Origin of the sequence: Staphylococcus sp. EG-SA-14, assembly GCF_017151935.1 — a bacterium.
Taxonomy (GTDB): domain Bacteria; phylum Bacillota; class Bacilli; order Staphylococcales; family Staphylococcaceae; genus Staphylococcus; species Staphylococcus aureus.
Map to the genome: position 1 here is coordinate 60,151 of NZ_JACVZM010000004.1, position 24,520 is coordinate 84,670.

At 33.5% G+C, this 24,520-nt stretch carries 18 protein-coding genes and 4 pseudogenes; 5 read left to right on the plus strand and 17 right to left on the minus strand.

Annotated elements, in window-relative coordinates; all coding sequences use genetic code 11:
• Nucleotides 1-5: 5 nt before the first annotated feature.
• The 10 genes and pseudogenes from cap8E to IDG63_RS04470 all read right to left on the minus strand — a co-directional run bounded on the left by cap8E (nt 6) and on the right by IDG63_RS04470 (nt 13,579).
• Nucleotides 6-1,034 (minus strand): type 8 capsular polysaccharide synthesis protein Cap8E, encoded by a 1,029-nt coding sequence (cap8E, locus tag IDG63_RS04425; protein WP_000459062.1) that lies wholly within the window; start codon nt 1,032-1,034, stop codon nt 6-8.
• Nucleotides 1,024-2,847, minus strand: coding sequence for a type 8 capsular polysaccharide synthesis protein Cap8D (gene cap8D / locus IDG63_RS04430; protein WP_000940796.1), 1,824 nt, complete (start codon nt 2,845-2,847; stop codon nt 1,024-1,026). The genes cap8E and cap8D overlap by 11 nt, the downstream gene beginning before the upstream one ends.
• Nucleotides 2,848-2,866: 19 nt before the next feature.
• On the minus strand, nt 2,867-3,631 hold the full coding sequence (gene cap8C / locus IDG63_RS04435; RefSeq protein ID WP_000565293.1) for a type 8 capsular polysaccharide synthesis protein Cap8C: 765 nt from the start codon (nt 3,629-3,631) through the stop codon (nt 2,867-2,869).
• A gap of 2 nt (nt 3,632-3,633) precedes the next feature.
• Nucleotides 3,634-4,320, minus strand: a complete 687-nt coding sequence (gene cap8B, locus IDG63_RS04440) for a type 8 capsular polysaccharide synthesis protein Cap8B (RefSeq protein ID WP_000037328.1) — start codon at nt 4,318-4,320, stop codon at nt 3,634-3,636.
• A gap of 15 nt (nt 4,321-4,335) precedes the next feature.
• A complete protein-coding gene (gene capA, locus IDG63_RS04445; protein ID WP_000446299.1) occupies nt 4,336-5,004 on the minus strand; it encodes a capsular polysaccharide type 5/8 biosynthesis protein CapA in 669 nt (222 codons plus the stop codon).
• 344 nt (nt 5,005-5,348) lie between these two features.
• Nucleotides 5,349-7,958 (minus strand): bifunctional acetaldehyde-CoA/alcohol dehydrogenase, encoded by a 2,610-nt coding sequence (gene adhE / locus IDG63_RS04450; protein WP_000955781.1) that lies wholly within the window; start codon nt 7,956-7,958, stop codon nt 5,349-5,351.
• Nucleotides 7,959-8,345: 387 nt separating this feature from the next.
• Complete coding sequence (locus tag IDG63_RS04455; RefSeq protein WP_000469823.1) at nt 8,346-9,521, minus strand: spr1629 family repressor/antitoxin; 1,176 nt, start codon at nt 9,519-9,521, stop codon at nt 8,346-8,348.
• 5 nt (nt 9,522-9,526) lie between these two features.
• Nucleotides 9,527-10,294: a spr1630 family ClpXP-sensitive toxin gene (locus tag IDG63_RS04460; RefSeq protein WP_000447773.1), complete on the minus strand. Its 768-nt coding sequence runs from the start codon at nt 10,292-10,294 to the stop codon at nt 9,527-9,529.
• A 156-nt stretch (nt 10,295-10,450) separates the two neighbouring features.
• Nucleotides 10,451-11,985, minus strand: a pseudogene (locus tag IDG63_RS04465) (bifunctional metallophosphatase/5'-nucleotidase).
• Between the two features lie 50 nt (nt 11,986-12,035).
• Nucleotides 12,036-13,579 (minus strand): annotated as a pseudogene (locus IDG63_RS04470) (DNA-binding protein).
• A 228-nt stretch (nt 13,580-13,807) separates the two neighbouring features.
• Here IDG63_RS04470 and IDG63_RS04475 point away from each other — a divergent pair.
• The 4 genes and pseudogenes from IDG63_RS04475 to phnE (IDG63_RS04490) all read left to right on the plus strand — a co-directional run bounded on the left by IDG63_RS04475 (nt 13,808) and on the right by phnE (IDG63_RS04490) (nt 17,366).
• The gene (locus IDG63_RS04475) at nt 13,808-14,764 is read left to right on the plus strand and encodes a phosphate/phosphite/phosphonate ABC transporter substrate-binding protein (RefSeq protein ID WP_000787672.1); all 957 of its coding nucleotides are present in this window, start codon (nt 13,808-13,810) and stop codon (nt 14,762-14,764) included.
• Between the two features lie 213 nt (nt 14,765-14,977).
• Nucleotides 14,978-15,751 (plus strand): phosphonate ABC transporter ATP-binding protein, encoded by a 774-nt coding sequence (gene phnC, locus IDG63_RS04480; protein WP_000078090.1) that lies wholly within the window; start codon nt 14,978-14,980, stop codon nt 15,749-15,751.
• Nucleotide 15,752: 1 nt separating this feature from the next.
• On the plus strand, nt 15,753-16,553 hold the full coding sequence (gene phnE, locus IDG63_RS04485; protein WP_001127689.1) for a phosphonate ABC transporter, permease protein PhnE: 801 nt from the start codon (nt 15,753-15,755) through the stop codon (nt 16,551-16,553).
• Nucleotides 16,550-17,366, plus strand: a pseudogene (gene phnE / locus IDG63_RS04490) (phosphonate ABC transporter, permease protein PhnE). Before phnE (IDG63_RS04485) ends, phnE (IDG63_RS04490) begins: the two are co-directional and overlap by 4 nt.
• A 130-nt stretch (nt 17,367-17,496) precedes the next feature.
• Here the strand turns inward: phnE (IDG63_RS04490) and deoB are convergent.
• From deoB to deoD, 4 genes are all read right to left on the minus strand, one after another.
• On the minus strand, nt 17,497-18,675 hold the full coding sequence (deoB, locus tag IDG63_RS04495; protein ID WP_000197806.1) for a phosphopentomutase: 1,179 nt from the start codon (nt 18,673-18,675) through the stop codon (nt 17,497-17,499).
• Nucleotides 18,676-18,702: 27 nt separating this feature from the next.
• The gene (gene deoC / locus IDG63_RS04500; RefSeq protein WP_000667267.1) at nt 18,703-19,365 is read right to left on the minus strand and encodes a deoxyribose-phosphate aldolase; all 663 of its coding nucleotides are present in this window, start codon (nt 19,363-19,365) and stop codon (nt 18,703-18,705) included.
• 80 nt (nt 19,366-19,445) lie between these two features.
• Entirely contained in the window at nt 19,446-20,798 is a 1,353-nt protein-coding gene (gene tet(38) / locus IDG63_RS04505) for a tetracycline efflux MFS transporter Tet(38) (protein ID WP_001100293.1), read from the minus strand.
• A gap of 6 nt (nt 20,799-20,804) precedes the next feature.
• On the minus strand, nt 20,805-21,512 hold the full coding sequence (gene deoD / locus IDG63_RS04510; protein ID WP_000843292.1) for a purine-nucleoside phosphorylase: 708 nt from the start codon (nt 21,510-21,512) through the stop codon (nt 20,805-20,807).
• A 235-nt stretch (nt 21,513-21,747) separates the two neighbouring features.
• On the opposite strand from deoD, the gene IDG63_RS04515 reads away from it, so the two are divergent.
• A complete protein-coding gene (locus IDG63_RS04515; protein ID WP_001789411.1) occupies nt 21,748-22,503 on the plus strand; it encodes a GntR family transcriptional regulator in 756 nt (251 codons plus the stop codon).
• 191 nt (nt 22,504-22,694) lie between these two features.
• Here the strand turns inward: IDG63_RS04515 and IDG63_RS14935 are convergent, their stop codons facing one another.
• The 3 genes and pseudogenes from IDG63_RS14935 to IDG63_RS04525 form a co-directional block, all read right to left on the minus strand.
• Entirely contained in the window at nt 22,695-22,928 is a 234-nt protein-coding gene (locus IDG63_RS14935; protein WP_305956495.1) for an LPXTG cell wall anchor domain-containing protein, read from the minus strand.
• Nucleotides 22,819-23,420 (minus strand): annotated as a pseudogene (locus tag IDG63_RS04520) (hypothetical protein). Before IDG63_RS04520 ends, IDG63_RS14935 begins: the two are co-directional and overlap by 110 nt.
• A 368-nt stretch (nt 23,421-23,788) precedes the next feature.
• Nucleotides 23,789-24,388, minus strand: coding sequence for a superoxide dismutase (locus IDG63_RS04525; RefSeq protein WP_000874681.1), 600 nt, complete (start codon nt 24,386-24,388; stop codon nt 23,789-23,791).
• Nucleotides 24,389-24,520 lie beyond the last annotated feature (132 nt).

Below are 24,520 nucleotides of genomic sequence, written 5' to 3' on the forward strand. Positions count from 1 at the left end.
CTCTCCTATCTCATTGAAGCTTTATAATCATTCAATTCGTTTCTAACATATTCTAGTGTTAAAAGTTTTTCTTTTATCTCTTCCACCGTTAAAATATGTGTATTATCGGAGTTATATTCATAAGATTGCGTAATCTTTTCGTTACCGGTTTCAACATAATTACTATAATTTAAATCTCTGGAGTCTGCCGGCACTCTAAAATAATCACCCATATCTTCACATTGTGCGTATTCTTCTCTCGTCAACAATGTTTCTGCTTTTTTCTCTCCATGTCGCGTACCAATGATTTCAATTGCATTATCAGCTTCAAACAATTCTAATAATGCGGTCGCAAGATCCCCTACCGTTGAGCTTGGTGCTTTTTGAACCATAATATCTCCTGTCTCTGCATGCTTAAATGCATGAACAACTAGTTCTACCGCATCTTCTAAGCTCATTAAAAATCTTGTCATATCAGGATCTGTAATCGTTAAAGGTTCTCCAGCTTTGATTTTGTCGATAAACAAAGGTATTACTGATCCTCTTGAAGCCATCACATTACCGTATCTTGTACCACAAATAAGCGTTTGTTCACTACGAATATTTCTTGATTTGGCTACGAATACTTTTTCCATCATTGCTTTTGAAATACCCATAGCATTAATAGGATACGCTGCCTTATCTGTAGATAAACATATGACTTTTTTAACATTTTGATGAATAGCACTTTGTAAGACATTTTCTGTACCAATAATATTTGTCTTCACTGCCTCAACTGGAAAGAATTCACATGACGGCACTTGTTTTAAAGCTGCTGCATGGAATACGTAATCAACATCTCGCATTGCTGTTTCTACACTTTGACTATCACGCACATCACCAATGTAGAACTTTAATTTTGAATTATTATATTTTTTTCGAATGTCATCTTGCTTTTTCTCATCGCGTGAAAAAATACGAATTTCTTTAATATTAGAATCTAAAAACCGTTTCATAACAGCATTACCGAATGATCCTGTGCCCCCAGTAATTAATAAAATTTTGTCATCGAACATAATTATCTCCCTTTTTGCCATTGGCATAGTTAATAATTTTTTCTTTACTAAAGTCATTGACGATGTCTTGAATAATCGCTTCAACTTCATTACATTTCATATGTTGTACTTTGCCACGATAAATTTTTTCAAATACTTGTTCAGGATGAACCTCATCTTTATTCATAAGCTCTTCAAACATTTTTTCGCCGGGTCTAATCCCTGTATAAGTAATGCGTATGTCGTCTTCTTTTTTACCACTTAGCTTAATTAAATTACGTGCCAAATCTACAATTTTCACTGGTTCTCCCATATCTAGCACAAATACTTCGCCACCTTCTGCTAATGCCCCTGCCTGCAAAACTAGTCTAGAAGCTTCAGGAATTGTCATAAAGTAACGTGTCATTTCAGGATGTGTCACAGTAACTGGCCCACCTTCTTCAATTTGACTTTTGAAAAGTGGAATCACAGATCCTCTCGATCCAAGTACATTACCAAATCTCACTGCAACAAAATTTGTTCGATGCGTTTCATCATTTAAACTTTGAATAATCATTTCTGCAATTCGCTTTGAAGCGCCCATGACATTAGGCGGATTAACGGCTTTATCCGTAGAAATCATAACGAATTTCTTTACCTCTGCATTTTTAGCAGCTTCAGCAGTATTTTTCGTACCTAAAATATTATTACGTACTGCTTCTTCAGGGTTGTCTTCCATTAACGGCACGTGCTTGTGTGCTGCTGCATGATAAACTGCGTATGGTTTATACGTTTCCATAATTTCAAACATACGCGCTCTATTTTGCACATCCGCTATAATAGGAACGATATCAACATTTTTTCCGAAGCGATTTCGCAATTCACGATTGATTAAATAAATACTGTTTTCACCATGGCCAAGTAGAATAATACGTTCTGGATAGAAATTACAAACTTGTCTACAAATTTCTGATCCTATTGAACCACCTGCACCCGTAACTAAAATAGTTTTATTCGTCAATTCATTTGATATCATATCCATATCTAATTCAACAGGATCTCTGCCTAGTAAATCTTCTACTTCAACTTTTTTAAGTTGGTTCACTTCTAACTCACCAGACATGACGTCTTCTATATTTGGCATTTTCAATAACTCAACGCCATCCATATGGCAAATATTATTAATTTCTTTCAAACGCTCTTGACCAATAGTTGGAATTGCAATGATGATTTTTTTAATCTTATATTTCCTCACTAGTTCTGGAATATCTGCAATTTTACCTTGGACTTTTACACCCTCAGTAATTGTGATATTGCGTTTATGTTCGTCATCATCGACTGCTAATACCGGTTCAAGTTTCATTTCGTCACTTTTCAACATTTGTCTAATCAGCATTGAACCTGCTTGACCAGCACCAACAACTAAAGTTGGCTTCTTATTAAATGACTTACCTCCAAGGTATTTCCGATAAATACGCCAAAATAACCTTGAGCCACCTATTAAAATCAAGTGCATCATCCAAGTAATTAAATACAATCTAAAAAACGGTCTATTGCCTGTAACAATTGTCACGACCACCATCGTAATAACGATAGATGTCGTCACAGCTTTAACAATTAAAATCAATTCACTCACACTGGCATATTCCCACGCTCGATGATACATATTAAAAATAAATGCTGAAATATGATGCGATATGAATAGTGATATAGCTGGCAATATTAATAATTTGACAGAATATGTTTTGAAATACGGTTCTAAAATGTAATAACTTACGAATACTGAAAATGTCACTATCAGTGAATCGATTAATGCTAGTATTAAAAGCCGCAATTTCACAGATAAATGTGCCATAAAACCCCTCATTTGCTGTTTATAACCCAAACCATCTTTTCTGTTTATAATCTTGTTGTGGCATTCGTTTAGGAATTTTTTTATCATCAACAACTAACTTCGCATTACTAATAAATCCGTTCATATCTTCATAATAATCACGTAATTTCTTATCATTAAATAAGTCTTTCATTAAGAACGGTCTGATTTCTGTGTTATGCGCATCTGAACCGATGAAATGTGTCAGATTGTTTTCAATCATTTGAATTGCTAATTTTCTAATTTTTTTACCGGAAATACCCGCTAATGATGCCGTTGTCACTTGACTTAAAGCACCTTTGTTAATTAAATCGTATAGTATGTCAAGGTTTTGACTTATTGCTTTATTCCGCTCTGGATGTGCAATAATCGGTACAAAGCCTTTACTCTGTAATTCGAAAAATAATTGATCAGTATAGTGTGGAACTTCATTTGATGGAAATTCTATTAGTAAATAGCGTGAATCATTAATACCGGTAATAACTTTTCGATCAATATCATTAAGAATTTGATCGGTAATTCTTATTTCCTGACCATAATAAAACTTTAGATTTAGTGCTTGTACTTCCTCTAAGCTTTCAATATGGTTTAAACATGATTTCACTTTTTCTATAGGTGTGGTATATCGAGGATGTAAGTGATGTGATGTTACAATGATTTCTGTAACACCTTGTGTTGTCGCTTGTTTTAAAAGATCCAGCATCTCTGTTTCATTTGTCGGACCGTCATCGATATTAGGCAATATATGGTTATGAATATCAATCATACTTATTCATCTCCATAATAGTGATAATAACTAGAAGATTTATCGACCTTTGTCTTGTTCAAAATGACACCTAGAATGTTACTGCCTGCTTTTTCCATAAGTGCTTTTGCTTTTTTAACTTCATTTTTATCATTTTTTTCACTATCAATTACTAACAGACTATCTTTAATAGCACGCGCATATAGTTGTGCATCAGTCACAGTATTAACTGGCGGTGTATCGACAATAATAATGTCGTAACGTTTATTAAACAGATCAACTAATTCTTTAAACCTTTCTGAAGCTATTAACTCAGATGGATTTGGAGGTACAGGGCCAGCTGTTAGCAAATCTAAATTTTCAATTTCTGTCGACGTAATTGCTTCTGACATAGTCGTTCGACCAATGATTAAGCTTGATAGTCCATTATTATTTTGCTCATTAAAAATATAGTTTTGTGTTGGCTTACGCATATCGCCATCAATAACTAATGTCTTATAGCCTGCTTGTGCATAAGTAATCGCTACATTCGATACAACTGTACTTTTACCTGCACCAGGCTTTTCAGAAGTAACCAATAAGCGCTTTACTTCACCATTTGCTTTTGAAAACATGATGTTTGAACGTATACCTCGAAACTTTTCACTAATTGTTGATTTTGGTTTTTCATACACAAATAGTGTTGTTGTCGTATTTTCCTTTTTTGACATAAGTAGCAACCATCCTTAATTAAATTTTTGAATTGAACCCAATACAGGCAATCCTAATTCTTTCTCTACATCTTCTTCATCTTTAATTCGCTTATCGAAAATTACTTTGAAGAAGATATATATAAGCGCGACAACTAATCCTAAAAAGAATGCACCGATTAGATTCACTACAGTTTTTGGTGCGACTTTAACTGCTGTACCGTCTGCTTTAGATAAAATTGATACGTTATCCACACTCATAATCTTCGGAATTTGTTTACTTGTAACTTTAGCGAAGCTATTCGCAATTTTTTCCGAATCTTGTTTATGACCACTTTTAACTTGGATGTTGATAAGTTGCGTATTTTCTTGGTTTGTAATTGTCAACATACTCGACAATTTAGATGGTGAATACTTATCATTTAAGTCCTTTGACACCTCATCTAAAATTCTAGGACTTTTAACAATTTCTTTATACGTATTTACAAGTTGAATATTACTTTGAACCTCTTGTGCCATAAACTGAGGATTGTCACCCTTAGTTTGATTCACTAAGATTTGAGTATTAGCTTGATATTTAGGTGATAAGACGAAAAATGTAACAATAGCGCTAATAATTAAAAATAATAGCGGTAAAATAATTAAAATCTTCAAGTTTTTTTGTAATACTTCTTTAATTTTTGTTAATTCTAATGTACTTTCCATTATTTACCTCCCTTAAAAATTTTCATTAAAATTGGTATTATATATATAGTATTTACATATTACATATCGTTTAAACAATTAATTACTTTTAAACCGCATTATTTTAGACTTTTCATTTATATGAAATTAAAAATAATTATACTCTAAAGTAGTAATAGTTTGCGAAATGAGTATAAATCTTAATATTTTCTTTATTTAAAAAAATGATTGTCTAGTTTGTATCTCTCTGAAGATTTGGCAATAAATAAAAGCCGATAACCGTATAATGATTATCGACTTAAAGTTTATGTGGCATTTTTTACTTTTGTAATTTCAGGTGAGTTATATGATTATTATCAGATAGATTATTGCTTATAATCATATGATGTTTGAATGATATCTTTGATTTCACTAATTAGTGCTTCTTTAGGATTAGCAGTTGTACATTGATCTTCAAATGCGAGCTCTGCCATTCTATCAATTGACTCATTTAATTCTTCTTCAGACACACCTTGTGATTTCAAATTCATTTCAATTCCGACTGATTGACCTAATTCGTAGACAGCTTTAGCTAATGATTCTACGAGTGCTTCTGTCGTATTACCTTTTAATCCTAAGAATTTGGCAATATCTGCATAATCTGTATCTGCTCTGAAGAACTCATATTTAGGGAATAATGCATGTTTTTGCGGGTCTTTGGCATTATAACGGATAATATGCGGTAGTAATATCGCATTCGCTCTACCATGCGGAATACCATATTCGCCACCAATTTTATGTGCAATTGAGTGTGCAATACCTAAGAATGCATTTGCAAATGCCATACCAGCCAAAGTTGATGCGTTATGCATTTTCTCTCTTGAAACTTTATCACCCTTTTCAACAGATGATTTTAAATATTCGAACGTCAATTTAATCGCTTGTAGACTCAAACCTCTTGTGTAGTCTGAAGCCATTACAGATACATATGATTCCATTGCATGCGTTAGTACATCCATTCCTGTATCTGCTGTAACGCTTTTTGGCACACTCATCACAAATTGAGGGTCAATAATTGCAACATCAGGTGTTAAAGCAAAATCAGCCAACGGATATTTTACATTTGTTTCACTATCTGTGATAACTGCAAATGGTGTTACTTCTGAACCTGTACCTGATGTCGTAGGGATACAAATGAACGTCGCATTTTCAGGCATGCCTATTTTATAAGTACGTTTACCGATGTCTAGGAACTTTTGTTTAGCACCGAAGAATGATGTCTCAGGGTGTTCAAAGAACATCCACATTGCTTTTGCAGCATCCATCGCTGAACCACCACCAAGTGCAATGATTGTATCCGGTTGGAAATCAACCATCATTTCCAGACCTTTATATACTGTATTAGTTGATGGATTCGGTTCGACTTCGCTAAATATTTTAATTTGAGGCTGTTCCGTTCTTTGTCTTAATACATTCTCAACTGTTTTTGTATAACCGAATTCGACCATACCAGGGTCACAGACAATCATCACTTTTTCAATCTTGTCCATTGTTGTTAGACTCATGATTGCATTTTCTTCAAAATAAATTTGAGCAGGCACCTTGAAAATTTGAGTATTATTACGTCGTTTAGCAATCGTTTTAATGTTTAATAAATCTGTTGCACTAACATTATGTGAAATTGAGTTTCTACCGTACGAACCACAACCTAATGTTAAAGACGGAATCAATTCGTTATACATATCACCAATACCTCCAACCGCTGATGGTGTATTTACAAGTACACGACAAGCTTTCATTCTTAGTCCAAAATCTTTTTGTAATGTTTCATCTTCTGTATGGATAACGGCTGTGTGTCCTAATCCACCAAAATGTAGTGTGTCTTCACAAATTTGAAATGCTTGTTTTGTAGATTGGGCTTTTACTAAGGCTAATACTGGAGATAATTTTTCACGAGATAACGGATAGTCTGAACCTACACCGCTAATTTCGGCTATGATAAGTTTTGTATTTTCGGGGACAGGTATACCTGCTAATTCAGCTATTTCAACTGCAGATTTACCGACAATATCAGGCTTAATACCTGTTTTTTGTTCATTCATAATTGCATTTTCTAAGCGTTGTAATTCATCTTTTTTAACAAAGTATGCTTGATGTGCTTTAAATTCATTAGTAACATCTTTATAAATTTCTTTATCAATGACTACAACTTGTTCAGAAGCACAAATCATACCATTATCAAATGTTTTTGAACCAATGATATCATTTACTGCACGTTTAATGTGTGCTGTTTTTTCAATGTAAGACGGCACGTTACCTGGTCCCACACCTAATGCCGGTTTGCCAGTTGAATATGCAGACTTAACCATGCCCGAACCACCTGTTGCTAGAACTAATGCAATACCTTTGTGATTCATTAATTGTTTTGTTGCTTCGATAGAAGGCACTTCAATCCACTGAATAATATCTTTAGGTGCACCTGCCTTCATGGCCGCTTCTAATACAACTTCTGCTGCACGCTTCGACGATTCTTGTGCACTTGGATGGAATGCAAAAATGATTGGATTTCCTGTCTTAATTGCAATCATCGCTTTAAAAATAGTTGTCGACGTAGGATTTGTTGTTGGCGTAACACCACAAATAACACCAATTGGTTCCGCTACATACGTTAATCCTTTTTCTTTATCTTCACCAATAATCCCTACTGTCTTATTGTCTTTTATTGAATTCCATATATATTCAGAAGCGTATAAATTTTTAATCGCTTTATCTTCGTATATACCTCTTCCAGTTTCTTCATGTGCTAATTTTGCTAGCACCATATGTTGATCAACAGCTGCTAAGCTCATTTGATGAACAATATGATCAATTTCTTCTTGTGACTTTTTAGATAATGCTTCTAATGCTTTTTTCCCTTTGTCAGCTAGAGCATCAATCATAATTGCCACTTCTTGTTCTTTCGATCCACGATTTTCTTTTTCAGGTATAGTTAACATATACAACCACTCCTTTATACTTTGTGAATTATTTCACAAACATTATAGTACATGTCTCTCAGGATATAAAGAAAATTCTATACAAAAAAGTTTAATTTCGAATATTATTTGAACAAATATCAAATTTTAAAATAAATGTTTTCATGAAATCATTGTTATTTCGGTGTTTTTAGAATGATTATATAATCATAATTTTTTCAATGACATAATTTATTCATAATTATATATTTAATTCTGAATATTCTTTAATAGCCTAAAAAAGCTTGTTATATCGCACAAAACACAACATTAAAAGGTCCTTGTCGATACCTATCAACAGATGTTACAAATAAAAAACCTCGAACTGAAATGATGATTTTTTCAGCTCGAGGTTTAAATATTTGTGCCTTATTTATATAGATTCGTTATATTATATTCTCTATTTTCGTTAACATAATCCTTAAAGAGTTTTAAATTAATACCTGCTAGATGATTCAAAAATGTTTCATCAACTTTTAAATAATTCAATAATTTTTGTGGTGTCAGTATATTTCTATCAAAATACAACTTTAATAAACTATTCATTTTGACAGGACGTGACATTTCAATCACGTCGTCTAAAGGCTCTTTACTTTTATAGCCTTTTTTATTTAATGATGCCCAAAAATATCTGTACTGAGTACTAGACATTAGACCTAGATAATAGGCTCTCATTGCAATTGCTTGTATAGAAACATACCATTTTTCTTTCAATACAGCTAAATAATCAGGATTTGATTTTTTTGTCATTTGATCAAAGTCCTTTTTAAACGCTTCTTCAGGTAGTAAAAATTCAGAGGCGAAAATATCTGCCTCATGTTCAATTGTCTTATATTCTTCAGGAGATAATAAGTCGAATTGAATATGACGATGTAGAACAAGATGTCCCAGCTCATGTGCAAGATCAAAATTCCTTCTAACTGCTACCCCCTTATTTGTACCCAGTATAATAAAAGGTGTCAGATCTTTACTCCAAAAACTATATGCGTCTATGCTATCATTAATTCGCTTTTCGTATATAACTATACCCGCTTTTTCAAGCATAAATAATAGTGCTTCATTGCTTTCGTCTTGAAGAATTTTAGCCCTCACAACTTTAGCAGTTTCTTTTATGCTTTCTTTTTTATTTAGTGATTCTAAATTGCCATTCAACAAGTCATCTAAATTATTTATTAACGATAAAATAATATTATCCGGTATCTTTACAAAGGAAAATAAGTAGTTAGTTAAATTAGATAAATACATTGCTTGATAATATTGCTTATTTAATAGTTTCGTAGATACTTTATAATTTTTTGCTCTAAAAGCTATACTATGTTTATCGACAGAATTTATTAGGAGCTCTTCGGGCTGCTCGCTAATAAAGTAGCTAGATTTAACATTAAAAATAGATGTCATATCATAAATTTTACTAATTTCTGGCATCATATTTTTTGTTTCATATTGCCAAATTGCTTGTTCACTCACATTTATTTTTTCTGATAATTCTTTTCTACTTAGAGCATTTAGCTTTCTCACGTATTCTAAATTCTTGCCAATAAACATTAACTTCACCTTTCACTTTCAATCATATCGTTACCTTCATCGATACTGATACCAAATGCATGTTCCACATCTATGAGTTCTAACTCTCCATCGTTTTTTAGTACTTCTAACTCTTCTTCGTCAATATGATAATCTTCTCTTTCTACTATTACTTTTTCTATTAACTCTGTCAAATCATCAACCATAATTGCAGAATTTGTTTCTGGATTTGGTAACCATTGTTTGATTGCAGCTAATTGCTTTGATTCTTTATCAATACGATATGTAATAATTAAAAAATAAGAATTAATATCTCTATTACTGCCTTCTTTTATATTAAATAATATACTATCTGCAGTCATTTGATGCCTAATTTTAAAATCTTCTCCAACAGTATCAAAATTAATGTCCCTATTCTTAGCCATAAGTCCCTCTAGATAGTTTTTACTTTTTTGATTTTTATCGGCAACTAAACTCTTCCCTACGCTTACATTTTTTTCATCAAAGTAATCTTCATTTTTCAATATAAACATGATATTATTTTTCTCTTCATCCATATTAAATATAAACTTTAAATACTTCCATGACGGTCCAGCATTTTCTTTAATATACTTAACAAAATTTTCCAAATGCTTAGCAACTTGACTTTCAATATGATTAGATTTAGTAAAGGCATAGGCATCACTAATCACCATACGTTTCTTGACTTCATTTCTCTCATTAACATAGTCCTTATATCCCGCGAAAATTCCTTTAACAATAGATTCTCTTACTTCTTGTTTAATTGTTTCCAAATTAATCACTTCATAATATTAAGTTATATAAAATATAAGCCTCATTTTTTGTAAAATCAACATTTTTCTTAAAGTATATTGGTTTTTAAGAGTGATTAGTTTAAACAAAAACAAAAAATTACCCAATTAAAATCAAGTAAGTTTTACATATATCCGTCACTTTTCAACTTTAAAATCAACGACTTGCGGGATGCGCATCAAATTATTATTTGATAAAAAATCAATAAGTAATTGTGCGCCTTCAACTTGAATATCTTTTACAACTGGCGCGTCGATATACATATCATACTGACCACCGCCAACTGCACGATAATTATTTACACAAATTGTATATGTCTGCTTTAAATCAACTGCGTGACCTTGAATCATCATATTGCTCACACGTTGTCCCTTTGGTCTGCCAACATGAATGGTATAACTTACGCCACCATATATATCATAATTAAAGTGTTGTGGTTTGGGTTCAAGGAAGTCTGCGCTCACACTTACTTCATCATTTTCACGTCAAAATATTCTGCTGATCGTTCAATGGCTTCTTTAAGTTTGTCACCACTTACAGCTAAAACTTTAAATGTATTTGGAAATGGGTAATTGTTAATAACATCTCGCATCGTCACGACTTGCTTGAAACCACTAGCAGAATCAAACAAAGCTGTACAGGCAACATCTGCGTCACTTTTTTCTAATAAAGCGTAATTCATAAAATTTGTAAAAGGATGCGGTGCCACACGTGCCTCAAATGCATGATTAATCGTCATATCATATGGCAATGTAGTAATTTCGTAATCTAACCAGTCCTCTAACTGCTTTCGTAAATGTTGGTCATCTTCATCAATAGTAAATGTGGAATCATCTATAACAGGAAGTAATTCACATGATTCAACGGATAGATTTTCATATTCATCAGTACTCAAGACTACTTTGCCTACAGTTGTTCCTCTCGTACCAGGTTGAATCACAGCCGTTTGCTTAAACCTTTCAGCAATTTGTCGATGTTGGTGACCCGTAATAAAGATATCTATATCTTTAGAAAACGCTTCTAACATGGCATATCCTTCATTTTCACCCGTTAATACTTCGGTCGGCGTACCACTTTCTAAATCTTTTTCAAATCCACCATGGTAACAAACAACAATGATATCTGCATGTCGCTTCATTTCAGGTAAGTGTTGTTGAAGTGTTTCAAAAGCACTATGAAACGTAAGTGACTGAATATGCTCTGGTTGTTCCCAATGGGGAATAAATTGTGTCGTTAACCCTATCACACCAACCGTTTGATCTCCAACCTGAAAATACTGCACACCGTTATCAGTCAATGTACTATCATTTTCATAAATATTAGCGCACAAAACTGGATAATTGAGTCTGCGTAAAGTGTCTTTTAAGTATGGTAATCCATAATTAAATTCATGATTACCAAGCGTACCAAAGTCGAATGCCATTCGATTATAAAAATCAACTAAAGGCTGGCTACTGCCGCTATGCGCGATTAAGTAATTACAAAATGGTGACCCTTGCAAAAAATCACCATTATCTATTTTAAAACTTTGGTCATACTGCCTTCTGTCTTGTTCTATAACATGATTCGCTAGTAACAATCCCATAGGTTGATATTGATTTCTACTCGTAAAATCTGTTGGGAAAATATAACCATGTACGTCACTCACGACATAAAATGCTATGTTTGACATCCTCACTCACTCCTTCAATCACAAACATCTTTCTTATTTCTATTATATATTTATTTGAAGTCTGTTGTAATCAAGGTTTTGTCACCGAGTTTTAAACGAATCTTTGAACCTTCCATACTTTCAAGTACTTTAGCATTGACCTTAATTGTGACATTTCCGTTTTCATCTGCTTTAACTGTTGGCAAAGTACTGTAACCTGGCGGGTTATAATCGTTATCTTTACTTGAAAATTGTCCGATTTGACGTCCGCCTTCTTTGTAAATACCAACTCTAAGATTTTCAAGTGTTTGATTTGCTTCAAATCCTTTTAAATGTATTGTCACTTCAAATGGCTCATTTACAGAAACATTTTGCGGGATATCAAATGATACTTTTTCGTTCTGATTTGGTGGCGTATGATCATCTGGTGTGTTTGGCTGAGGATCTGCGCTTTTTCGCTGCCATAACTACCTGCTTTAAATGTTGTTGGATCATACCATTTATAACCACTCGGCGGTTGTGACCATGGCTCTTTTTCAGGCTCAGTTGAACGCTCTGGTCGTTCAAAATCAAGCAACTTAGTCTTTGTATCTAATGTTAGTCCACTCGCCTTAAGTGATTTCCCATCACTATCTTTAGACATCCAAGCCGTTATATTATTTAATAGCTTACCGTTGTCTTGTTCTTTAAAACCATCATATGTTTTCTTCTTTTCTCCATTATCTTCTCTTACATATTTGGGCGAACTATCTTCCACAAGTGATGAGTCACCGATAAATGCTGCTTTACCTTTTCCAACTTTAGAAATTGCTACATAGGGGCCTTCTGCTTTACCGCCCCCATTATAAATACCTTGATCTACAGCATGTGACCATTTACTTTTCGCTGGCAATTGTTCTGGTGTATACACAATACCTTTTGCTTTCTCTGGATTAGTAATTGCTAATGTCGATCCGGCATGCATAGAGACAGATTTCACACCTTCAGTAATACCGAAACTTTCTTTTGAAGAAACAATATTGCTCGTATTTAAATCACCTAGTGCATTATATCGAAAACGTACGCCAAAGTTTGTAGATAACCAATCTGAACTTTTCACACCTTGCATTGCAGTAGAACTTTTTTCTTCTGCATTCATACCTTTCGACATATCTTCATACGCTCCACGTCGATAACCATTCATTGCCTCTGATGAATCAATACGATTTAAATTTCGGTCAGCATTGTAATGATCTGAAATAAAGACAACATTTCCCCCTTGTTTCACATAGTTAACAATTGCTGCCTGTTCTGATTCTTTGAAAGGAATGTTAGCCTCAGGAATTACAAATATTTTGGAACTTTTCAAACTTGCTTCTGTTATGTTCGAATGACCATCAATAGCTTTAACGTCATAACCTTGTTTTTGTATTGAATCCGCATAATCTGAAAATGCACCATCACTAACCCAATCTGCAGCACCAGCTGTTTGACCATGGGAACGATCGAATAATATCGTTTGCTGTTGCTTTGTAGGTTGTGATTCATGCGTTATAGCTAAAGATTGCGGTAAAGCACTTAATGATACCGTTGCAACAATTGCAGAGACAGTTAATGACTTATATATTTTTTTCATTTTGTGAGGCTCCTTTTAAAATAAATTTGTTCTTGAATTATAGGATAAAAATTCGTTGCATATGAGCAATTTAACGAAAAATTTACAAAATCTTATCAAACTCTTAAAGAAAGTTATTAAAATTCATTTTTATAAAATACTTTTTCACATTTAAATGTGGTACGCTATAAGTGTAATTTCATTGCATACATATTACACGATTAAGAATGTGAAGGGGACAGTTATCAAATGAAAAATTTTAAGTGTTTATTTGTATTAATGTTAGCAGTCATTGTTTTTGCAGCAGCATGTGGAAACTCAAGTTCTTTAGATAATCAAAAGAACGCTAGTAATGATTCGGATTCTAAATCAGGAGGATACAAACCTAAAGAATTAACAGTACAATTTGTACCTTCGCAAAATGCTGGAACATTAGAGGCTAAAGCAAAACCATTAGAAAAATTACTATCTAAAGAATTAGGAATTCCAGTTAAAGTGTCTGTATCAACTAACTACAATACAATTGTTGAAGCTATGAAGTCTAAAAAAGTTGATGTTGGTTTCTTACCACCAACGGCATACACATTAGCACATGATCAAAAAGCAGCTGATTTATTATTACAAGCACAACGTTTTGGTGTAAAAGAAGATGGTTCAGCAAGTAAAGAACTTGTAGATAGTTATAAATCAGAAATTCTTGTTAAAAAAGACTCAAAAATTAAAAGCTTGAAAGATTTAAAAGGTAAGAAAATTGCCTTACAAGATGTAACATCAACTGCTGGATATACATTCCCACTTGCGATGTTAAAAAACGAAGCAGGTATTAATGCAACTAAAGATATGAAAATTGTGAATGTTAAAGGTCATGACCAAGCAGTTATCTCATTATTAAATGGAGATGTAGATGCTGCGGCTGTATTTAACGATGCACGTAATACTGTGAAAAAAGACCAACCAAATGTATTTAAAGACACACGAATTTTAAAATTAACACAAGCTATTCCGAATGACACAATTTCTGTAAGACCAGATATGGATAAAGATTTTCAAGAAAAATTGAAAAAAGCTTTTATAGACATTGCTAAATCAAAAGAAGGTCACAAAATTATTAGCGAAGTTTATTCACATGAAGGATACACAGAAACGAAAGATTCAAATTTCGACATTGTAAGAGAGTACGAAAAATTAGTTAAAGATATGAAATAATCATTATTTAACAAATGAATCATTAGCGAATTTGGTATTAAAAGCTTTCGTTCAATAGATATATTCTAGATTAATATTGAAAAGCTAGGCGCTAAACTGAAACAGATATAGAAAGGTGTCGCTGTACATTTGAAACCATTTGTACACAGAAACCCAATGTCTATGATATTTCAGTTTACCTTGGCTTTTCTTTATTAAAGAAAGGTGTCAAACATGAGTCAAATCGAATTTAAAAACGTCAGTAAAGTCTATCCTAACGGTCATGTAGGCTTGAAAAATATTAACTTAAATATTGAAAAAGGTGAATTTGCAGTCATTGTCGGACTATCTGGTGCTGGGAAATCCACGTTATTAAGATCTGTAAATCGTTTGCATGATATCACGTCAGGTGAAATTTTCATCCAAGGTAAATCAATCACTAAAGCCCATGGTAAAGCACTATTAGAAATGCGCCGAAATATAGGTATGATTTTCCAACATTTTAATTTAGTTAAACGGTCAAGTGTATTACGAAATGTACTAAGTGGACGTGTAGGTTATCACCCTACTTGGAAAATGGTATTAGGTTTATTCCCAAAAGAAGACAAAATTAAAGCAATGGATGCACTAGAACGGGTCAACATCTTAGATAAATATAATCAACGCTCTGATGAATTATCAGGAGGTCAACAACAACGTATATCTATTGCACGTGCACTATGCCAAGAATCTGAAATTATTCTTGCAGATGAGCCAGTTGCTTCATTAGACCCATTAACTACGAAACAGGTTATGGATGATTTAAGAAAAATCAACCAAGAATTAGGCATCACAATTTTAATTAATTTACATTTTGTTGACTTGGCAAAAGAATATGGTACACGCATCATTGGTTTACGTGATGGTGAAGTTGTCTATGATGATCCTGCATCTGAAGCAACAGATGACGTATTTAGTGAAATATATGGACGTACAATTAAAGAAGATGAAAAGCTAGGAGTGAACTAACATGCCTTTAGAAATACCTACAAAGTATGACTCCCTTTTAAAGAAAAAGGTTTCTTTAAAAACGAGTTTTACCTTCATGTTAATCATTGTGCTTATCATTTGGAGCTTCATTTATACGGGATTTAATTTTGGAGATTTAATGATAGGAATACCTCAAATAGGTGATCTATTCAAACAAATGATTCCACCTGATTTCGAGTATTTACAACAAATTACAACGCCAATGTTAGATACTATTCGAATGGCTATCGTAAGTACAGTATTAGGTAGCATCGTTTCAATACCAATTGCGTTATTATGTGCTAGCAATATCGTTCATCAAAAGTGGATTTCAATACCCTCGCGTTTTATTTTAAATATAGTTCGTACTATACCGGATTTGCTATTAGCAGCAATATTTGTGGCTGTATTTGGAATCGGTCAAATTCCAGGGATATTAGCACTGTTTATTTTAACTATCTGTATTATTGGAAAATTATTATATGAATCATTGGAAACGATAGATCCAGGTCCAATGGAAGCAATGACGGCTGTTGGCGCTAATAAAATAAAATGGATTGTTTTCGGTGTTGTACCACAAGCCATATCGTCATTTATGTCATACGTATTATATGCATTTGAAGTAAATATACGTGCTTCAGCTGTGCTTGGATTAGTCGGCGCTGGCGGTATTGGATTGTTTTATGATCAAACACTTGGTTTATTTCAATATCCAAAAACAGCAACGATTATTTTATTTACTTTAGTTATCGTCGTCGTCATTGATTACATCAGTACGAAAGTGAGGGCACATCTCGCATGACACAGGAAATAGCAAAATATAATGTTCACACAAAAGCACACAAACGAAAATTGATTAAAAGATGGCTTATTGCAATTGTCGTCTTAGCTATTATCATCTGGGCATTTGCAGGTGTACCAAGTTTAGAACTTAAAAGTAAATCATTAGAAATCTTAAAATCCATATTCAGCGGATTATTCCATCCTGACATCAGCTATATCTATATACCAGATGGCGAAGACTTATTACGTGGTTTACTTGAAACCTTTGCGATAGCCGTTGTAGGTACTTTCATCGCCGCAATTATCTGTATTCCATTAGCATTTTTAGGTGCAAATAATATGGTAAAGTTACGCCCGGTTTCAGGTGTTAGCAAATTTATTTTAAGTGTTATACGTGTCTTCCCAGAAATTGTAATGGCACTTATATTTATCAAAGCTGTTGGCCCAGGTTCATTTTCAGGTGTATTAGCTTTAGGTATCCATTCCGTAGGTATGCTTGGGAAACTTTTAGCTGAAGATATTGAAGGTCTAGATTTCAGTGCTGTAGAATCATTAAAGGCCAGTGGTGCGAATAAAATTAAAACACTCGTATTTGCAGTCATACCACAAATTATGCCTGCCTTTCTATCACTCATACTTTATCGCTTTGAACTAAACTTACGTTCAGCTTCTATACTGGGGCTAATTGGGGCTGGTGGTATCGGGACACCACTCATATTTGCCATTCAAACACGTTCTTGGGACCGTGTAGGTATTATATTAATCGGTTTAGTACTAATTGGTCGCAATTGTCGATTTAATTTCCGGTTCAATCCGAAAACGTATTGTTTAACATTAAATCAGGATACTCCTAAATAAGAGGTCCTACCGTCTTACGTTTCTCTATTATAATAAAAACAGCAGTGAAGAAAACTATTGTTATAGTTAACTTCACTGCTGTTTTTATAATATCTAAATTTATTCTATTTCAATTCCTTTAAATAACTTTTACCGAACTCTGGTAATGTTACGTTGAAATTATCTGCTATAGTTGCACCGATAGAACTGAATGTAGTATCACTTTCTAGTGCATGACCACCTTTAAATTTCGGACTGTACATAATTACTGGGATATATTCTCTCGTATGGTCCGTACCTGGCGCTGTCGGGTCATTACCATGGTCTGCTGTAATAATTACTAAATCGTCTTCTTTTAAGTTGCTAAACAGTTCTGGCAAGCGATCATCGAAATCTTTAATTGCTTGTGCATAACCTGGTTTATCACGACGATGACCGTATAATGCATCAAAGTCTACTAAGTTTAAGAAGCTAATACCTGTGAAATCTTTCTTAACAATTTTCATCAATTGATCCATACCGTCCATGTTACTCTTCGTACGAACCGCTTCTGTTACACCTTCACCATCATAAATGTCATTAATTTTACCGATGGCAATAACATCATAACCACCGTCTTTCAAATGATCTAAGACAGTTTTACCAAAAGGTTTTAACGCATAGTCATGTCGATTAGATGTACGTGTAAAGTTTCCTGGTTCACCAACATATGGACGTGCGATAATACGACCAATTAAATATTTAGGGTCTTTTGTCAACTCACGAACCTTTTCACAAATATCATATAACTCTTCTAATGGGATAATGTCTTCATGTGCAGCAATTTGCAATACTGGGTCTGCACTTGTATAAACAATTAAGTCACCAGTTTTCATTTGGTGCTCGCCCCACTCATCGATAATTTGCGTACCCGATGCCGGTTTGTTAGCAACAACTTTACGACCTGTCATTTCTTCAATTTGTTGAATTAACTCTTCAGGGAATCCATTAGGGTATACTTTAAAAGGTTGCATAATATTTAATCCCATAATTTCCCAGTGACCAGTCATTGTATCTTTACCAACTGAAGCTTCACTCAATTTAGTATAGTATGCTTCTGGTTGTTCAACTGCATTTACTACTGGTAATTTATCGATGTTCCCTAGACCTAACTTTTCAAGGTTTGGTAAAGTTTGATCGAAACCTTCTAAGGTATGTCTTAAAGTATGTGAACCTTCATCTTTAAAATCAGCTGCGTCTGGCGCTTCACCAATACCTACTGAATCCATTACGATTAAATGTACACGATTAAATGGTCTTGTCATAGCTATCACTCCCAAATTTTATATATATTAGTAATCTGAATCTGCTTCTAAACCTTGCATAATTTGAACGCCTGCGCTCGCACCAATACGTGTCGCACCTGCTTCAACCATTTTATTGAAATCTTCTAAATTACGTACGCCACCTGATGCTTTTACTTCTAGATCAGCACCTACTGTATCTTTCATTAATTTAACGTCTTCTGCAGTCGCACCGCCACCTGCAAAACCTGTTGAAGTTTTAACGAAGTCCGCACCAGCCGCTTTTGTTAATTCACTCGCTTTTACAATTTCGTCATGGTCCAACAATACCGTCTCAATAATCACTTTTACTGTGTGACCTTTCGCAGCTTTAACCACTGCTTCAATGTCTTGTTGTACATCATCAAAACGTCCATCTTTTAATGCGCCGATGTTGATGACCATGTCAATTTCATCTGCACCATTTTGAATTGCATCTTCTGTTTCAAATGCTTTCGTTGCAGTTGTCGACGCACCTAATGGGAATCCTATTACCGTACAAACTAGCACCTCTGAATCAGCTAGTCGCTCTGCTGCATATTTTACATGCGTTGGATTCACACATACAGATTTAAAATTGTATGCTTTCGCTTCATCGATAATTTGATCGATTTGCGTACGTGTTGACTCAGGCTTCAATAAAGTGTGATCTATATATTTCTCAAATTTCATACTTACTACTCCTCGTGTTATATAATCTCTTTATTTAATTTTACTATAAATACGAATATATCTCGCGAATTTATATCTATTTATTTTTCAGATTGTGTCCAACGATTTAAGATGACGAATAAAACTAATCCGACAATACTCATTAAACCTAAAATAATTAAAATAATACCGAAATGTGAACTTAATGCATCATTGCCTGGGAAATTTAATGCTTTAAAATCGATTAGAGCCGCAGCAATCGCAATACCTACAGATACCGCCACATTAATAATTAAATTATAAAAACCAATAGCCACACCTGTCATATTAAGATCTATTGTTTTAATGGCTTCGTTAAGTAAAGGTGCATACATTAAAGCAAAGCTACCTGCAAAGAATATCATAGAAATGACGAAGATTGAAATGTGATTACCTACTGCAAATGCAGGTAAAATCAAGCTCAGTGCGATTAAAATAATTGCTGTGATAATCGCTTGTTTTGAATTCAGATATTCGCCGATTTTACCACTTAGTGCACCAACAATGACTGCTACTATATAACCCGGTACTAATAACAGTGATGTTGTGTCTAGTTGCAGATGATAAATTTGCTCCATTATGAATGGGAACGTAAAAATATAACCCAATTGGATAGCATACATTACAAATACTATAAATAAAAATGAAGCATAACGTTTATTTTGGAAAAATGATTTATTTACTAATGGACGTTGCGCATTTTTAATATATAGCGCAAAAACGATAATCGCAATTAAGGCACCAATCATATATAACCAATTAAAGTTCGTAATAAACAGCATGACTGTTGTAGCAATAGTTGCCACTAGAATTAAGCCAACAAAATCTAAATGAGCTTTATTCGTATTATTTTCTTTTGGTAATAATTTAAATAGGAATGGCAACGTAAATACTACGATTAATGCAATTAAAAACATATTTGTCCAGTGTAAATACGTAGAAATAAATCCACCTGATAATGTACCGATAACTAATGACAAGGAATAACTGCTCGTACTTAAGCCAAGGTAAGTCTTCTGGTCCTCTTTAGAAAGATACTTTGCAACATATATCACATATAATGTCTCTGCAGCGGCTAAACCGGCAGTTTGAATAATACGTCCAACTAAAAGTAATGCGAATTGATGTTGGAAAATGTAACCAATAATTGATCCGATAATGATTAATATCACGCCATAAATAAATAGTGTGCGTATACTAATGGCATCAGATAATGAAGCGTATACTACAGCGCCAATACCAATTACTAAACCGGCTAATGTCGCTTGCCAACTTACTGTCGTTACAGATATGTTTAAGTCATCAGCAATGGCTACAGAAATCAATTTAAATGAGTTGTCTATAACCAAACTGAATACAAATAAGAATAATAAAATAGGTACTGCTTTCTTTATTTTAGAATATTCAACATTCATAATCATCTACACCAATGACAGTGCAATTTCAATCATATCTGTAAATGCACGTTCCCTTTCCTCAGGTGTTGTTGACGTTTCATGAATTAAATGATCGCTCACTGTGAACACACCTAATGCTTCGACACCAGCGTAAATTGCATTCATGTATAATGCAGCTGATTCCATTTCTACACCTAAAATACCCATACGCATCCAACGTTCACTCGCTGTTGTATCCGCGTTATAGAAAATATCACTTGATAACACATTACCTACATGATGACGTACACCTTTGTCACGTGCTGTTTCAACTGCTTTTTCTAATAATTGATAAGAAGCAATTGGCGCAAAATGACCTGGTAATTGATATTGTTGAACGTAATTTGAATCAGTAGAGGCACCTTGTGCAATAATGACATCATATAAATCAATGTTTTCTTGCATCGCGCCACAAGAACCAACGCGAATTAATTTTTTACAACCAAATGTATGAATTAATTCATAAGAGTAAATGCCAATAGATGGCATACCCATACCTGAACCCATGACAGAAACTTTTTTACCTTTATATGTTCCGGTAAAACCAAACATGTTTCGCACTGTATTGAACTGTTCCACATCATCCAAATAAGTTTCTGCAATGAACTTAGCTCTTAACGGATCTCCTGGCAATAGAACCGTTTCTGCAATTTCGACGTCATTCATTGGTTTAATGTGTGGTGTTGATTTCATAAAATATTCCTCCCAATATTTGTATAGTGATTTGTCTATTTGTCTAACCATGTATATAATAATATTTTTTAAAAGCGCTTTCAAGCATTACATTTTGACAATATTAAGAACATTTTACAGTTACAGCTACTAACCTTGTATAAAACTAATTTTCAAAGCCTATCTATATTTAATTTTTATAATTTTTCCAATTCGAGTAAAAATTATTGTATGATGAGAGTGATTAAGTAACTTTATGGAGGTTGTCTACGTGACGCAAACACAACCAAAATTTTTAACGATTTATAATACGTTATATAAAGAAATTCAAATAGGAAAATATCCGAGTGGCCATGCATTACCTACTGAAAAGGAACTTTGTGCGCGCTTTGATGTCAGTCGTATGACTTTGCGCCAAGCTATAAAATTGTTAGCCGAAGATGGCATCGTAGAGAGTACAAGAGGGAAGGGACACTTTGTTATTCCACAAACAAATGCCCAACACGCTTCAAGTATGGATCAATTTAAGCATCCACTTGATCAAATATTGCTAGCTCGCGTATCTATGTCATCAATTAATTATCGTGTTGATTTAGAAAGTGAATATACAAATCATTTGTTTGCAAACCATCCTTCTGCCGTCATTGCAATGGAACGCTATTATCAAAAAAAGGACAATCATTCTAAGCAAGCTGATGCATTTTGCTTTACCTTTATACCGTTAAATGTCATTGACACATTTAAAGTGAATACACAAAACGAAGACGACATGAAGACATTCGTTGAGCAAACGATTTATAGCAATGCATATCAATCAGATTTAAAAATGTCTATTACCAAAGCGCCCCACTTCAAAAATCATAGTCACGTGTTTGATGGTGATACACATTGTTGGCTGATTATTGAAACACTGTACGCACAAACACCTTATCCAATTATGATTAATAAGTGGTATATTCCACAGGAAATATCTGAATTAACACTGACACGTATAAGACAATCGGATTATTAAAAATTATTAAAATATAAGAAATTTTTTGATGACTATTTAGGGAGTTGGTAAGAAATGGAAAAGCTTGTTACAAGCGCAATTTCATTCAGTCAACTACTGCCAATATAACATTAGCGAGCCTAGGACATTGATTTATGTCCTAGGCTCGCTCAGATAATCACACGATTTTTCTATTATTAATCGTATTATGTTTATTTATTTGTTGAACGTCGTCTAAATGCTAAGAATAACCCAGATACTAATAGTAGTGCGGCAATACTTGCAGTAAGAATACTTGATGTCATACTTTCACCAGCAGCTGGTAAAACTTTTTTGTTACTTTGGTTCATTTGATGATTTGATGAATGCATATTTGCTTTTGGACTCATCATTTGATGGTTTGATGATTGCATATGACCTTGTTGTATTTGTGGCTGTTGGTTCATGTGTGTGTTCTGATTCATATGGCCTTGTTGACTCATATGACCTGTTTTATTTTGCACCATTTCACTACCACCATGATTAATACCATTTGCATCTACATTCGTTTGATAAAAATTGCCATCTTTTGTTAAAGGTAACGCATGGCCATTCATATCTCTAACAGCATGTGGTTTAAATACCCCTACATTAGTTGTAATTATCACATTGTATTTATCAGCAATATTTTGCGTCGCATCATACAATTTCATATTATAGTCTTGCATATTACTGTCAGCGCTTAATTGGGGTAAAGCTTTCTCTAATTCAGTATATTGTGCTTGCGTCATTCCTTGTGGTACTACTCCGCCATAAGGACGATGATTTTGTACATTTTGGCTTTGTTTATTCGACACATTCATTGAAGTTGTGTCGGCATGCGCATTTTGAAAAGGCATACTTGAGAATACTAAAGTGCTTGTTACAATTAAAGAACCTACTGTTGCTAATTTTTTCATTGTCTTTTCCCCTTATATTACAATTTGATTACATTTACATTATCATATGATTACAAAAGAAATGCAACAAAATTTTTGAATCATTACAATTTTTTATAAAAATTTCACTTTAGATTCATAATAATTACTTATTTTGTCAATTTATTTAATGACAATATCTTGATTAATTAATAGTGTTGTCTAATGTATATAACATTTAAGTCATCGTTTTAGTCAACAATAATAAGGTATTTCGAGTTTGAAATTTATCTTATTATTTTGCCACTTTTACGTGCTATCCCATTACACAAAACCAAATAAGTAAAGATATTAAGTACAAAAAAGTGGAACACCTTGTAGATGCTCCACCTCAATTATATTAAGTTATATTATTTTGCTGCTTGGTATAATTCATCAACTTTTTTCCAGTTAACAATATTCCAAAATGCAGTCATATAGTCTGGACGTTTATTTTGATATTTCAGATAGTAGGCATGCTCCCAAACATCAAATAGTAAGATTGGTGTTTTGCCTTCTGTTAATGGATTATCTTGGTTTGGCGTTGTCACAATTTCTAATTTGCCATCATTAACAACTAACCAAGTCCAACCTGATCCAAATAATGTTGTTGCTTTATTTGCAAATTCATTTTTAAATTCATCTAAAGTGCCCCACTGCGCTTTGATGTCATCTATTACGCCACCTTTTTCTTCAGAATTAGGTGATAGTATTTCCCAGAATAATGAATGGTTAAAATGACCACCGCCATTATTACGGACTGACATCCTCATCGCTTCCGGTACCTTGTCTAAGTTAGCAATCATATCCGCTAATGATTGATGCTCTAACTCTGTTCCTTCAACTGTTGCGTTTAATTTCGTCACGTACGTATTGTGATGTTTGTCGTGATGAAACTCCATTGTTCTTTGATCTATATATGGTTCCAATGCATCATATGCATATGGTAAATTTGGTAATTTAAATGCCATAAGTATATTCCTCCTTTTATGAATATACTTTTATAATAATTAATTTCGGGTGTGTTTTGCAATAATTATTATTTATTTGTTATATCCAATTATATAAAATTTAAATATTCGAAATCGATATAATATTTAATA

What these genes read in the sequence shown, in the direction of transcription:
- cap8D (WP_000940796.1), bottom strand. Translation starts at nt 2,847, where the DNA reads ATGGCACATTTATCTGTGAAATTGCGGCTTTTAATACTAGCATTAATC.
- deoD (WP_000843292.1), bottom strand. Translation starts at nt 21,512, where the DNA reads ATGAAATCAACACCACACATTAAACCAATGAATGACGTCGAAATTGCA.
- cap8E (WP_000459062.1), bottom strand. Translation starts at nt 1,034, where the DNA reads ATGTTCGATGACAAAATTTTATTAATTACTGGGGGCACAGGATCATTC.
- phnC (WP_000078090.1), top strand. Translation starts at nt 14,978, where the DNA reads ATGAGTCAAATCGAATTTAAAAACGTCAGTAAAGTCTATCCTAACGGT.
- IDG63_RS14935 (WP_305956495.1), bottom strand. Translation starts at nt 22,928, where the DNA reads ATGAACCAACAGCCACAAATACAACAAGGTCATATGCAATCATCAAAC.
- phnE (WP_001127689.1), top strand. Translation starts at nt 15,753, where the DNA reads ATGCCTTTAGAAATACCTACAAAGTATGACTCCCTTTTAAAGAAAAAG.
- IDG63_RS04455 (WP_000469823.1), bottom strand. Translation starts at nt 9,521, where the DNA reads ATGTTTATTGGCAAGAATTTAGAATACGTGAGAAAGCTAAATGCTCTA.
- deoC (WP_000667267.1), bottom strand. Translation starts at nt 19,365, where the DNA reads ATGAAATTTGAGAAATATATAGATCACACTTTATTGAAGCCTGAGTCA.
- adhE (WP_000955781.1), bottom strand. Translation starts at nt 7,958, where the DNA reads ATGTTAACTATACCTGAAAAAGAAAATCGTGGATCGAAAGAACAAGAA.
- cap8B (WP_000037328.1), bottom strand. Translation starts at nt 4,320, where the DNA reads ATGTCAAAAAAGGAAAATACGACAACAACACTATTTGTGTATGAAAAA.
- deoB (WP_000197806.1), bottom strand. Translation starts at nt 18,675, where the DNA reads ATGACAAGACCATTTAATCGTGTACATTTAATCGTAATGGATTCAGTA.
- capA (WP_000446299.1), bottom strand. Translation starts at nt 5,004, where the DNA reads ATGGAAAGTACATTAGAATTAACAAAAATTAAAGAAGTATTACAAAAA.
- IDG63_RS04475 (WP_000787672.1), top strand. Translation starts at nt 13,808, where the DNA reads ATGAAAAATTTTAAGTGTTTATTTGTATTAATGTTAGCAGTCATTGTT.
- IDG63_RS04515 (WP_001789411.1), top strand. Translation starts at nt 21,748, where the DNA reads ATGGAGGTTGTCTACGTGACGCAAACACAACCAAAATTTTTAACGATT.
- cap8C (WP_000565293.1), bottom strand. Translation starts at nt 3,631, where the DNA reads ATGATTGATATTCATAACCATATATTGCCTAATATCGATGACGGTCCG.
- IDG63_RS04525 (WP_000874681.1), bottom strand. Translation starts at nt 24,388, where the DNA reads ATGGCATTTAAATTACCAAATTTACCATATGCATATGATGCATTGGAA.